This is a genomic window from Vibrio cidicii, assembly GCF_009665415.1.
GTDB classification, from domain to species: domain Bacteria; phylum Pseudomonadota; class Gammaproteobacteria; order Enterobacterales; family Vibrionaceae; genus Vibrio; species Vibrio cidicii.
In genome coordinates, this window is sequence record NZ_CP035921.1 from 1,022,744 (window position 1) to 1,035,574 (window position 12,831).

10 protein-coding genes are annotated in these 12,831 nt (G+C 50.0%); 1 reads left to right on the forward strand and 9 read right to left on the reverse strand.

What is annotated here, in order from left to right; translation table 11 throughout:
• Positions 1-61: 61 nt before the first annotated feature.
• Positions 62-1,477, forward strand: coding sequence for a phosphoglucomutase/phosphomannomutase family protein (locus EWA64_RS05610; protein ID WP_061895243.1), 1,416 nt, complete (start codon positions 62-64; stop codon positions 1,475-1,477).
• Positions 1,478-1,539: 62 nt separating this feature from the next.
• Here the strand turns inward: EWA64_RS05610 and EWA64_RS05615 are convergent, their stop codons facing one another.
• The 9 genes from EWA64_RS05615 to EWA64_RS05655 form a co-directional block, all read right to left on the reverse strand.
• Complete coding sequence (locus EWA64_RS05615) at positions 1,540-2,568, reverse strand: ABC transporter ATP-binding protein (RefSeq protein WP_039439565.1); 1,029 nt, start codon at positions 2,566-2,568, stop codon at positions 1,540-1,542.
• Positions 2,568-4,193, reverse strand: coding sequence for an ABC transporter permease (locus tag EWA64_RS05620; protein ID WP_061895220.1), 1,626 nt, complete (start codon positions 4,191-4,193; stop codon positions 2,568-2,570). Before EWA64_RS05620 ends, EWA64_RS05615 begins: the two co-directional genes overlap by 1 nt.
• 100 nt (positions 4,194-4,293) lie before the next feature.
• Positions 4,294-5,307, reverse strand: a complete 1,014-nt coding sequence (locus EWA64_RS05625; protein ID WP_045571170.1) for a Fe(3+) ABC transporter substrate-binding protein — start codon at positions 5,305-5,307, stop codon at positions 4,294-4,296.
• A gap of 154 nt (positions 5,308-5,461) precedes the next feature.
• Entirely contained in the window at positions 5,462-6,691 is a 1,230-nt protein-coding gene (locus EWA64_RS05630; RefSeq protein ID WP_039465152.1) for an ammonium transporter, read from the reverse strand.
• A 26-nt stretch (positions 6,692-6,717) separates the two neighbouring features.
• Entirely contained in the window at positions 6,718-7,056 is a 339-nt protein-coding gene (gene glnK / locus EWA64_RS05635; protein ID WP_039430416.1) for a P-II family nitrogen regulator, read from the reverse strand.
• A 329-nt stretch (positions 7,057-7,385) separates the two neighbouring features.
• The gene (locus EWA64_RS05640) at positions 7,386-9,650 is read right to left on the reverse strand and encodes a TonB-dependent receptor domain-containing protein (protein ID WP_061895219.1); all 2,265 of its coding nucleotides are present in this window, start codon (positions 9,648-9,650) and stop codon (positions 7,386-7,388) included.
• A gap of 129 nt (positions 9,651-9,779) precedes the next feature.
• Entirely contained in the window at positions 9,780-11,153 is a 1,374-nt protein-coding gene (locus EWA64_RS05645) for a HAMP domain-containing sensor histidine kinase (RefSeq protein ID WP_061895218.1), read from the reverse strand.
• Positions 11,146-11,826: a response regulator transcription factor gene (locus EWA64_RS05650; protein WP_061895217.1), complete on the reverse strand. Its 681-nt coding sequence runs from the start codon at positions 11,824-11,826 to the stop codon at positions 11,146-11,148. Before EWA64_RS05650 ends, EWA64_RS05645 begins: the two co-directional genes overlap by 8 nt.
• A gap of 90 nt (positions 11,827-11,916) precedes the next feature.
• Positions 11,917-12,831, reverse strand: a complete 915-nt coding sequence (locus tag EWA64_RS05655) for a metal ABC transporter solute-binding protein, Zn/Mn family (protein WP_065860339.1) — start codon at positions 12,829-12,831, stop codon at positions 11,917-11,919.

Genomic DNA, 12,831 nt, shown 5'->3' on the forward strand with positions numbered 1-12,831 from the left:
CGTATCGCTAGCAAAAATTTTGGAAGTGGCCGCGTTGCCACTTCCGATTGGAGATCAAATTATGATCAAATTTGGCACGGGTGGCTGGCGCGCTTTTATTGGCGAAGAGTTCACCAAAGACAACGTTCGCTTGGTCGCACAAGCGGTCGCGAACATCATTCATGACGAAGCAGTGGCGCATCGCGGCTTTGTGATCGGCTACGACCGCCGTTTCTTGTCAGACAAAGCGGGCGCTTGGTTTGCAGAAGTGCTGGCGGCCAACGGCATTGTGGTCAGTTTTATCAATAAATTTGTCCCAACGCCGATTGTGATGTTTAAAGCCAAGCAGATGGATTGTGCTTACTCGGCTTGCATTACTGCATCGCACAACCCCGCGGACTACAACGGCATCAAGGTATTTATTGAAGGCGGACGTGATGCTGACGAAGTGATCACGCAGAAGATCGAAGCGCAAATCGCCCATCTGACTTTAGATCAAGTGCAAAGCGTCGATTTCGAACAAGCGGTGCAAGACAAACAGATCAAGATCATCAATCCGATGAACGAGTTTGTCGATTCGATCATCGATTTTATCGACATTGAAGCGATTAAACGTGCCAATCTGCGCGTATTGATTGACCCTATGTTTGGTGTGGCGAAGAACGCATTGCAAACCGTGTTGATTAATGGCCGCTGTGATGTCGACGTGATCAACGATGGGAAAAACCCGGACTTCGGCGGGTTAATGCCTTCACCGAGTGCCGCGACGCTCTATCGTCTCAAACACTTAGTGGCCGCAGAAGGCTACGACATTGGCATCGGCACTGACGGCGATGCCGACCGCTTGGGCATCATCGATGAGAAAGGCAACTTCATTCACCCCAACGAAGTGTTGATGCTGCTTTACTACTACCTGCTTGAATATAAAGGTTGGAAAGGCTCGGTGGTGCGCAATATCGCCACGACGCATATTCTCGACAAGATAGCCGCCGATCATGGCGAAGTGTGCTTTGAAGTTCCTGTTGGCTTTAAACACATCAGCTCACAAATGGAAGCGGACGACTCTTTGATTGGTGGTGAAAGCTCTGGCGGCTTGACCATTCGCGGTCACATCAAAGGCAAAGATGGCGTATTCGCTTCTAGCCTGTTGGTAGAAATGCTCTCCGTAACTGGCAAAAAACTCTCTGAGTTACTCGATGAGATCTACAGCAAATACGGCTACGCCTACATGGCCGAAGGCGATTGCAAATTTAAAGCCGCGCAGAAAGAGGCGTTGTACAACAAAATTTATGTTGAGAAGCTGCTGCCTGAGTTTGATTTTGCCATCGACAAAGTGAGTTATCACGACGGGGCCAAAGTTTACTTCAAAAATGGCGGCTGGGTGATTGCACGCTTCTCCGGCACAGAGCCACTGCTGAGAATTTTTGCCGAGATGCAAGACAAAGACACTGCAGAGCTTGTTCTTCAACAGTTTAAAGAATTTTTGGCTTTAAACTGATCCTGCCAAGAGGATTCACCTGAAGAACGATTGCCCGACACTAAGTCGGGCTTTTTTTGCTCTTAAAATGCCAAGATTCCTTGAGTATCCACTTTGACACTTACGCTCTGTCCGACACTCAGCGCTTGCGAGGAGCTAGCTAACAGTTGGCTACCATTGCTTTCAATCACATAGCGACAGTGATCGCCCATAAACTGCTGTTCTAAAATGTGAATACTGCTCTTTTCGGCGGCACTGATTTGAATGTGCTGCGGGCGCAGCAACAGTTCGCAGCGAGCGTTGAGTTCTATTGGCTGCTGCGCTTGGGCTTCTACCACACCAAGCTGCGTTTCGAACTCGCTCTCAGACAAACGCGTTGCAGGCAGATAGCTGCCACCGCCAAGAAAATCCGCCACAAACTTGCTTGATGGTTGATAGTAAAGCTCCGACGCCGTGCCATATTGCTCAATTACGCCGTGGTTCATCACCGCCATTTTATCGGCAAAGGCAAACGCCTCTTCACGAGAATGGGTAACAAAAATCGCCGTCACCCCCTGCGCTTTGAACAATTTGCGAATTTCACCTATCAACTCATGACGCACTTGAGTATCGATATTGGAAAACGGTTCATCCAACAACAGTAAATCTGGCTTGTAAGCCAATGAGCGCGCAATGGCGACTCGCTGCTGCTGACCACCTGAAAGCTGATGCGGGTAGCGCTGGGCAAAGGCGCTCAGATGCACCAAATCCAACATTTCGGCCACTCGATGCTGTTTCTCTTGTTGGCTGAGCCCTTTCAGACCAAACCCAACGTTGTCGGCCACCGTCAAATGCGGGAAGAGCGCGTAGTCTTGAAAGATCATGCCAATGTTGCGCTGCTCAGGTGGCAGCCAATGCTGGCCATTGTCGATCGTTACACCATTGAGGCACATCTCGCCCGCGCTGAGCGGCAGCAGGCCAGCAATGGCCTTGAGCAAAGTAGTTTTGCCACAACCACTCGCACCAAGCAAACAGACGATTTGTCCCGGTTCAACGTGCAAAGAGAGCGATTCTAAAATCGTCTGTTGATCATATTGGCAGGTCAAATTTCGGATAGATAACGCACAGCTCATTAGTGACTCTGCTCCAGTGAACGGTTAACAATAACAAGAGGGATCAAGCCGACCAGCACCAACAGTACCGCAGGCATGGCTGCGATCTCCAGGCGCTCGTCGGAGGCGTAACTATAAACATAGGTCGCAAGGGTTTCGAAGTTAAAGGGTCGCAAAAGCAAAGCCGCATTGAGCTCTTTCATCGACTCAATAAACACCAATAAGCCAGCGATGAGCATGCCACGTTTGATCAAAGGGAAATGCACCCGCCACAGCATGCGATTGGCATTACAGCCCATGGTTCTAGCCGCCATGTCGAGCGAAGGGGCAACCTTGTTGAGATGACTTTCAATACTGCCAATCGCCACCGCGGCAAAACGCACCACCATAGCAAAAATCATGGCAAACATAGAACCGGAAAAAATCAGCCCCGGCCTTCCCCATGCAAACTGCTTGGCCAGGTCGTTGACCAAATGATCGAGCGACAACACCGGCACCATCACACCAATGGCCAAAACCGTTCCCGGCACGGCATAGCCGAGCGACGACATACGCATCCACACTAAGCTCGAGCGCTGGCTGTGAAGTCGGTTATTGAAGTTCACCACCAACGCGACCAACACCGCGACAACCGCCGCAGATAAAGAGACTTGCAAGCTGTTAAGTGCAAAACGGCGAAACTCTTCGGTCCAGCTTTGCGCAAAATAGGTCAGCGAGTAGTCGAGCAGTTGCAACAACGGAAACAGAAACGCTACCGCCACCAGCCCCCAGCACCAACACAGCGCCGCCCATTTTTTCCAGCCATGCAGTTGATAACGGAAATCGTCATGACTATTAAATTGTGCTTGAAACAGCTTTTGTCGACGACGACTATAGCGTTCTGCACTGAGCAGTAAGATGACGATCACCAGCATCAACGCAGAGATTTTCGCCGCTGCGTTGAGATTGGAGTAGCCGAGCCAAGTATCGTAAACCGCCGTAGTTAGGGTATTGACCGCAAAATAACTCACCGTACCAAAATCACCGATGGTTTCCATCGCGACCAGTGACAATGCCACCGCGATGGAAGGGCGCGCCAACGGCATCGAAATACGCCAAAAACTCTCCCACGGGCTGCATTTAAGCAGGCGCGCGCTTTGCAGCAAAGAGACATTTTGCTCCATAAAAGCGGCGCGACACAGCAAATAGACATAAGGATAGAGCACCAGTGACAGGACAAAAACCGCCCCCGGAACAGTGCGAATATCGGGAAACCAATATTCCCCCGCGCCCCAGCCCGTAATGTCACGCAGCAGAATCTGTACTGGACCTGCGTAGTCAAACCAATCGGTAAAAATGTAGCCGATGATGTAACCGGGCATCGCCAATGGTAGCACCAACGCCCACTGCAGCCACTTTTCGCTGGGCAGTTTGCACATCGCCATGAGCCAAGCACTCGGAATGCCAAGCAGCAACGAGAGCAGCATCACGCCCAAGGTCAAAGTAATGGTGTTAACAATGTAGGACGGCATCACGGTTGCCAGCAAGTGAGCAAACAGCTCGTCGCTTGGGCCAACCGCCGTGTAGAAGATCGCTAAGATCGGCAAAACCAGCAGTACGGCTAATGCCCCACTGCTGGTTTTCCAGGTGTATTTTTGTTCTTTCATCGCCTAATTACTGCAAGGCTGTATGAAATACAGTTGCGCTCGCAAATACATCTCATATCACTTTAATTTACAAGGGGTACAGTTATACCCCTTGTTTCATTTAAAGGTCAAATTTCACTTCGTCGAGAAGCTTAATTGCCGCTGCATGGTGAGATGCAATGTCATCTAAAGAAAGCGTATCTGCTTTAAAGTCACCCCAAGAGGCCACCAACTCAGAGCGTTTCACACCTTCTTTAACTGGGTACTCAAAGTTCACCTCGGCATACATTTGCTGCGCCACGTCGTCGGTCAAGAACTCCATCAACTTCTGCGCATTGGCTTTGTTTGGCGCGTATTTAGCCATCGCCATGCCAGAGATGTTAACGTGTGTGCCTTGGGTTTTCTGGTTCGGGAAGTTGATATATACCGAGTCCGCCCACGCTTTTTGCTCAGGATCGTTGATCATTGCGCCAAGGTAGTAGCTGTTGCCAAGAGAAACATCACAAAGGCCTTCTTTAATCGCTTTCACTTGACCGCGATCGTTGCCTTGCGGTTTACGCGCTAGGTTCGCTTTCACGCCTTCCAGCCATTTTTTGGTTTCCGCTTCACCGTGATGAGCAATCATTGCTGAGACCAGAGAAACGTTGTAAGGATGTTTGCCGCTGCGAGTACAAATTTTGCCTTTGAATTCTGGTTTCGCCAGATCTTCGTAGTCAAAGTCTTCACCTAGCAGACCAACGCGATCGCGTGATGAGTAAACGCTGCGCGTGCGGGTAGTCAAAGCGAACCACTCATTTTGCTTATCTTGGTACTGAGCTGGGACATTTTTTTCAATAATGTCACTGTTTACAGGCTGAACTAGCCCTTTGTCGGTCAGCTCAGCCAGACGGCTGATGTCCACAGTAAGAATCACGTCTGCCGGGCTGTACTCGCCCTCTTGCGCTAGCTTCTCTGCAATGCCGGTTTTCGCAAACATCACGTTCACTTTAATGCCCGTCTCTTTGGTGAACTCTTTAAACATAGGTTCAACCAGGAAAGGTTGGCGGTAAGAGTAGACGTTCACTTCTTCCGCAGCCATGGCTGTCGGTGCCAGTGTCGCGCACGCCAGCGCAGACAGAGTAAGCAGTTTTTTCATCAAGAGAGTCCTTTGAGCTAGATTTGAACTAGAATGATAACGTTTATCAGTTGCGTCATTATAAGCATGTCGATTTTTAAAACAACGCTCAAATGACAAAAAACCCGCCAACAACGGCGGGTTTTTGATAGCTTTATTTGTAAGGATTTGTGTCTTACTTGACGGTCACGAACTCTGGGTAAGCGCCAACACCACAATCGTGCATGTCCATGCCTTCCATCTCTTCTTCTTCGCTAACACGGATACCCATGGTCGCTTTCAAGATGCCCCACACCACTAAGCTTGCACCAAATACCCAAGCAAAGATAACCGCAGCGCCGAGAAGCTGAGCTGAGAAAGTCGCGTCGGCATTGCTTAGCGGAACCACCATCAGACCGAAGAAGCCACACACGCCGTGAACAGAGATAGCGCCCACTGGATCGTCAATTTTCACTTTGTCCAGACCAATGATGCTGAACACCACTAGCGCACCTGCTACCGCACCGATCGCCACCGAGTAAACTGGTGATGGAGAAAGAGGATCTGCGGTAATCGCCACTAGACCAGCCAACGCGCCGTTGAGAATCATGGTCAGGTCTGCTTTACCCCAAGTGGTTTTACACACGAGCAGTGCTGCAATTGAACCTGCCGCTGCTGCCGCATTGGTGTTCAGGAAGATTTGACCTACCGCTGTCGCGTTTTCAAAATCCGACAGCATTAATTGTGAGCCGCCATTGAAACCGAACCAACCGAACCACAAGATGAAGGTACCTAAGGTGGCTAGTGGCATGTTAGAACCCGGAATTGGGTAGATTTCACCGTTTTTGCCGTATTTGCCTTTACGCGCACCGAGCAATAACACACCCGCTAGAGCCGCAGACGCCCCCGCCATATGCACGATACCAGAGCCCGCAAAGTCACTAAAGCCAGCCGCAGACAGGAAGCCGCCGCCCCAAGTCCAGTAACCTTCCATTGGGTAGATGAACGCGGTCAAAATGGCCGAAAACACAAGGAAAGACCACAGTTTCATACGCTCAGCGACAGCACCTGATACCACAGACATGGCAGTGGCAACGAAGACCACTTGGAAGAAGAAATCCGACTCAAGCGAGTGATCCGCCCCTTCGGCTTGACTGCCAATCAGCGCACCAAGTGAAGGTAGCCAACCGCCTTCGCTGTTGTCGACGTACATGATGTTGTAACCAACCACCAAGTAGGTCGTACAGGCGATAGCGTACAAACAGAAGTTTTTGGTTAAAATTTCAGTGGTGTTTTTTGAACGCACCAGACCCGCTTCCAACATGGCGAAACCAGCCGCCATCCACATCACAAGCGCGCCGGAAATGAGGAAGAAAAAGGTATCGAGCGCGTAGCGTAACTCAGTTACGGTTGTTGTTAATTCCATAGTAAGTTCTCCAGTCCTTTGAATCGTTACAGTGCTTCAATATCAGTCTCGCCAGTACGAATACGTACCGCGTGACTTAAGTCGTACACAAAAATTTTGCCGTCACCAATTTTTCCGGTATGCGCCGCTTTGGTGATCGCTTCAATCACTCGGTCCACATTGTCTGCTTGAGTGGCAATCTCAAGTTTTACCTTCGGTAGAAAATCAACCTGATACTCGGCACCACGATACAGCTCGGTATGTCCTTTCTGACGGCCGAATCCTTTCACTTCTGAAACCGTCATCCCTTCAATGCCGACATCCGCCAGCGCTTCACGAACATCATCCAGTTTAAATGGTTTAATAATGGCGTTGATTAGTTTCATTGCATCCTCTCTGAAAACATCATCCTGTTACATACCAAGTAATCCAAGGTACGTGCCAACTTTTTATCTTATTGTTTTTAAATTATTTATTAGAAAATTCGCACTAAAAACAAAATCTGCAGCACCAACTTGGTGCATCACGTTCACAAAAATAAAGCATCTACCCAATTTCGGCCTAATTCAGTGCAACCGTTCAACAATAAGCTTATTTACCCTCAAGACTTATGACATTATTGTGAAGATAAGAAAAATCCCCAGATTTTCATCTGGGGATTTTTTATGTTTCTAGCATAACCGGACTGTGAATCCGTTAATCTACCATTAGCCGCTTAAAAGCGCATGTTGGCCGATATCCAGAAGTTACGCGACGCGTGTTTCACGTTGTAGTGATCTTCTTTAGTCATGGTGTAGCTACCATCACCGTTGTCTTGCCAGTTAGTCACGTCGTAGGTGGTAAAGTCTTTGTCAAATAAGTTGTTCACACGAGCGGAGAGAGTCAAATCATCCGACAGCATCCAACTGCCACCTAAGTGGAAGATCTCGAAATCTTTGTAGTACTGATCCTTACCGCTGTCATCTTGACCACGGTAGCGGTCTGAGTTGGCTTCCATGGTCAGATAGAGCGAAACGTAGTTAGTCGCGTACCAGTTCAAGGTCGTATTGAGCATGTGCTTCACGGGATTACTGGTCAGCGGCTCACCTTTATTGGCTCCACTGGTGATCTCAGAATCGGTGTAAGTGTAGTTTGCTCTTAGTGACAAATCGTATGGCAGCATCAGTTGTCCAGCCAACTCGACCCCTTGCACTCTTGCATCACCGACGTTGTCTTTGTAAGTCAAGACATAGCGGCTATTTAACGCATTCCAACCTGCGGCATCCGCATTGTCACACGCGCGATTGTTTGGATTGGCGATACAGTTGTATTTGCTTTCGATCTTGTTTTTAAAATCGTTATGGAAGAAGGTCGCGTTAAAGGTATGGCCTTTTTCATGGGTGTAGTACACCGCCACTTCGCTGTTAATCGATTCTTCCGGTTTCAGGTTTTCATTGCCAACCCACGGGCTAGTGCCTTGGCCGCCAAAGCCAGTAATGCCGGAGTAAAGATCGGTGGTTTTCGGCGTTTTATACCCCGTTGACACACCACCTTTTACTGTCCAGTTCGGGTTTAAGCTGTACACACCGTACAAACGCGGTGAAACATGGCTACCGAATGTATCGTGATCGTCGTAGCGTACACCTGCGGTCAGCGTCAATGGCTCAATGATGCGCCAGCTGTCTTCGACAAACAGCGAATATTGAGTTTGCTCTTGCATCGCTCCCGCTTGATAACCCGATCCTTGCATGCCAAACACGCCATCTTCCATCTCGGAATCAATCAGTTGTCCGCCTACAACCACAAAGTGATCGCCCAAAGGCAGCTCGAGTTTGGCATCCAACGTGGTGCTTTCGTTACGCAGTTCGCGCTTAGGACGAGACATCAATTCAGATTCGATCCAGGCCATCACTTCGGCTTGGCTCAAATTGGCTTTTTTATCCGCCAACTCTTGACGCTGCTGTAACGAGAGCGGCAGTGAACGGCCTAAGTTTTCTGTTTTGACATGTGACAGCGAGACTTCACTGCGGCCAAACTCCCACTTGCCTTTGTGCGTCAAAGACCATTGGTCACGCAGAGTGCGCTGCGTAGGTGCATAGCCTACACGGGCATTTTTATAGATGGTGTCAGCACTGTCGGTGGTGCCGAATTGAGATTCGCTGTTGTCATACTTCTGACGCGAAGCGTCATAGTCGAGCAACAATTCCTGATCCTCGTTGATGTACCAAGCTAAGCCAAAGCCAGCGGCCCAATTCTGGTTGTCGGAGGTTTTACCGCCGCCCCCAAAGGTGGTCGAAGGCTGATGCATATTGCCATCTGGCCCAAGCTCAGCAGCATAAGATGGTGTGGATTCGGCTTTATCGTAGTAGCTGCCGCGAACAGAGAGCGCCAATTTGTCTTCGATAAGCGCACCAGAGGCGTAAAAATCGGTGGTGTTAACATCGCCCAGCTCTGAGTTCTCTTGGAAGGTACGACTGGTTGAGATAGAGCCGTGCCACTCTTTGCTCGCCCGTTTGGTGATGATGTTGACCACACCGCCCATCGCATCTGCACCGTACAGAGTGGACATTGGGCCGCGCACCACTTCGATACGCTCAATCATATCCAGTGGCGGAATGTGTGCCGATTGGAAACCGACAAAGTTGTTCGGATAAAGATCGCCATTGTTGTTTTGACGTTTGCCATCAATCAGCACCAAAGTATAGTCGGCGCCCATACCCCGAATACTGATGGTGCTCTGGCCGCTTTTGTCTTGGCTTTCACCAACGTCAACCCCTTCGATATTGCGCAGCGCATCAAGCAAATTGGTGTACGGGCGGGCACGGAGATCATCTTCGGTAATGACAGTCACACTGGCAGGCGCATCAACCAGTTTTTGTTCGAATCCAGAAGCGGTCACCACCATCACTTCATCGGCTTTGCTTTCTGCTTGGGCACAAGTAGAAATCGCGCAGAGCGATGCAACGGCCATCGCCAAGTTTGTCTTACGTGTTAACAACATGGTTTTTATTCCTTTCCTAGTCAGTCTCCCTTGGCCTGCTTCAATCAATGGCGGCCTTGGTTTTGCTGGGAAGGGAATTTATATGATAATAATTATCAATTGTATTCGATTTACAATCTTTACATTACTTTACGGAACTTTTGCTGCTTGCTGCCAACAAGTAAATTGCAGGCGAACTTGTAAGCCATTCTCACTATGCGCACTTAGGCTGCCCGCCATTTTTTTCACCGCTTGCGCGACAATCGAGAGGCCAAGCCCATAGCCACTCGCTGAGCTTGGCGACTGCTTGGCTTGATAAAATGGCGTAAACAACTTGGCTAGCTCTTGTTCGCCCACGCCCGGGCCATCGTCGGCGACTTCTATCACCAACACCTCTTGTTCAACGGAGGTGGACAGATAAATCGTACACGCCTCGCCTGCGTATTTAACGCAATTGGTGAGAAGATTGTTGAGCGCACTACCCAGCAGCACAGGATCCGCTTCAATCCAAGCCGCTTGCTGACACAAGGCTAATTGAATCCGTTGCCCGGGTAAAAGATGAGGCTCAAACAGAGCCGCTTGCTCAGTGAGATACGCATTGACGTCCAAAGGCTTGAGCGATACAGAAAATTGGCTGCTCTCTAATTGGCTCAACTCAAGAATTTTTTCAATCATCGAGTTCATCAATTGTGCTTCCTGCTCGACTCGATTGAGCCAGAGTGTGCGCTGCTCAGGCTCGTTGGCACGCTGACAAAGGTGCGTGGCCAACAACTGGCGGGTGAGCGGCGTTTTGAGTTCATGCGACAAAGTACGCACCAACTGGCGCTGCTCCTCCACTAAGATTTGGATGCGCTCGGCCATGCGATCGAAATCCAGTGCTAGTTCACGAAATTCGCTCACGCTGTGACCAAGGGTATGCGCGACGCGGGTGTCGGTTTTTTCTTGCGCCAATGCGCGTGTTGCCGACTGCAATTGGGTGAGCGGATTTTGCAGATAGCGCGTCAGCACCCAAGAGATAAAGGCGAGAATACACACGCCGACAATCGCATTCGCTGCCCACAAATAGTAGCTCGCCTTGGCGGCGGGGTGCTGCTGCCAAGGCAATTGAATCATCAGTTGGTGTTCTTGATCGAGGCGAATGCCAATCATAGGGCGAGAAACACGCGCGCCCATCGGCTGGTCTAAACGGCGATAAAAGTGCATTTTTTTCAACACATGCGGATGCACCTCTCGGCCACTGACCGGATGAAACTGTTGATCCACCACATACAATACGTAGCGCTGCTTGGCTTCCCATTGCGCCAGTTGCGCCCACTCTTTACGTGCAACCCACAGCCCCGCTTGGTGGGCCAAGTCGACAAACTCTTGATGCTGCTGCTTGGAAAGATTGAGCAAACGCTGATAGAGCAGCATTTCCACGCAGCTAAACGCACTCACCACCAACACCACTCCGAGTGCGAGCGCGACAAACAGCCGCACGGCCAACTTTTGTGGCAAGGCGAGCCATCGACGCAGCTTAGCCATGTTTAAGTTCAAATTGATAGCCAATGCCACGTACGGTACGAATGGTATTTTTCGACCAGCCTGCTTGCGTCAGCTTGCGGCGGATATTGCTGATATGCATATCGAGATTGCGATCAAACGGGCACAACTCGCGTTTCAACACTTGGTGTTGCAGCTCCGCTTTGGCGATCGCTTGCTGATGATTGCTGGCCAAATAAACCAGCAACTCCTGCTCGGTCTGGGTGAAGGGCAAACGCCCTAGGGTGGTCAGAACATCGCTCACGCCTTCGCTGCCGCTTAAGGTGTTGACATGAGTATGGCGCTGTTTTTCCAAAGCGACCCGGCGCAGGGTCGCTTTAATCAAGCTCAAGAGCTTGGCAATACTAAAAGGTTTGGCAAGGTAGTGATCGGCTCCCGAATCATAGCCTTCAATCTTATCGGCCTCTTCAGCAAAGGCACTGATCATGATGATCGGCGTGGAGAAACGCTGGCAAATACGGCGCGCCGCTTGCAGCCCATTGAGGTTAGGCATCATCACATCCAGCAGCACAAGATCAAAAGGCTCACGGGCGAGCCAGTTAAGCGCCTGCTCGCCATCGTGGGCACAGCTAACCTGATAGCCTTCTTGCTGCAATACAGTATCAATAAGCTCGCACATGACGGGATCGTCATCGGCAATCAAAATCGTGGGCATAGTTCAAATAGACAAAATGATAATAGTTATCATTTTATCAACAACCCGACCCGATGCAATAGCGGAAAACCATTAATCTTATCGATGAGTTTATCTTGTTACCTCTTGCTCTGGGGTTTTAATCCGCCAGCGTTCAATCATGACGCCACTTTTACTCGAACCAAGACGCGAGACAGCATCCACCTGCAAATAGTGCGAAAACTCAGGCAAAAGCTCGCGTAATTTTTGGCTAACTGGTCGAGTTGTCACGATCCAGAGATTGGGGTTAAGCGCAAGCCAAGCTCTGATTTGCGCCACATCTTGCGCGTCCCATTCCAGCTCCGATTTTGTCTGCACGCCTTGCACATGCAAACTGTAACCGGCCGCAAAATCGATCAAGGCTTCGTCGAGCAGCAGCACACTTTCGATATCTTGCGCCATTAATTGCTGCTGATTGGTCAAAATCAGTTGCTGAATTGCCTGCGCTACTTCGTGCTGATTGTGGCGGATCTGCATTTGCCACTTGGGGAAAACACGTTGCAGGTCGTCACTGAGGATGCCGAGCATGGTGACTAAGTTGGCTGGATTGAGCCACACATAAGGAGAGACTTGCTGCTTATATTGCACCAAGGCCACCGATTGCGCCCTTGGTAACAGCGACTGGGCAGAATCAATCTGGATCACGCCAATGTTGTGCTGACGCACCTGCGGGAAGATCGGGTCTTGCGGCCACACAGAGCGAATCGTCACCACCGCTTTGGCTTCTTTCGCGGCCTGAGCCACTTTATCTTGCTCAGCCTCGAACCACGCTTGATGGCGCGACATGCTAAAACGCGGTGACGGCAGGTAACGCACCTCTACCTCAGTTTGTTTGAGTAAATCACTCGCCAACCAATAGTTGACCGGCAGTGACGTAAGCACAGTTTCTTTAGCGAATACAGGCACAGACAAGCCCGCCAAAGCACAACCAAACAACAAAATTGGCGAGAGAAAACGCGTCATACGCGCTGGCAATAATCGTTTCAT

Bases quoted from the DNA above. Each gene is read 5' to 3' on its own strand.
- EWA64_RS05610 (WP_061895243.1), top strand. From the start codon at position 62: ATGATCAAATTTGGCACGGGTGGCTGGCGCGCTTTTATTGGCGAAGAG.
- EWA64_RS05615 (WP_039439565.1), bottom strand. From the start codon at position 2,568: ATGAGCTGTGCGTTATCTATCCGAAATTTGACCTGCCAATATGATCAA.
- EWA64_RS05620 (WP_061895220.1), bottom strand. From the start codon at position 4,193: ATGAAAGAACAAAAATACACCTGGAAAACCAGCAGTGGGGCATTAGCC.
- EWA64_RS05625 (WP_045571170.1), bottom strand. From the start codon at position 5,307: ATGAAAAAACTGCTTACTCTGTCTGCGCTGGCGTGCGCGACACTGGCA.
- EWA64_RS05630 (WP_039465152.1), bottom strand. From the start codon at position 6,691: ATGGAATTAACAACAACCGTAACTGAGTTACGCTACGCGCTCGATACC.
- glnK (WP_039430416.1), bottom strand. From the start codon at position 7,056: ATGAAACTAATCAACGCCATTATTAAACCATTTAAACTGGATGATGTT.
- EWA64_RS05640 (WP_061895219.1), bottom strand. From the start codon at position 9,650: ATGTTGTTAACACGTAAGACAAACTTGGCGATGGCCGTTGCATCGCTC.
- EWA64_RS05645 (WP_061895218.1), bottom strand. From the start codon at position 11,153: ATGGCTAAGCTGCGTCGATGGCTCGCCTTGCCACAAAAGTTGGCCGTG.
- EWA64_RS05650 (WP_061895217.1), bottom strand. From the start codon at position 11,826: ATGCCCACGATTTTGATTGCCGATGACGATCCCGTCATGTGCGAGCTT.
- EWA64_RS05655 (WP_065860339.1), bottom strand. From the start codon at position 12,831: ATGAAACGATTATTGCCAGCGCGTATGACGCGTTTTCTCTCGCCAATT.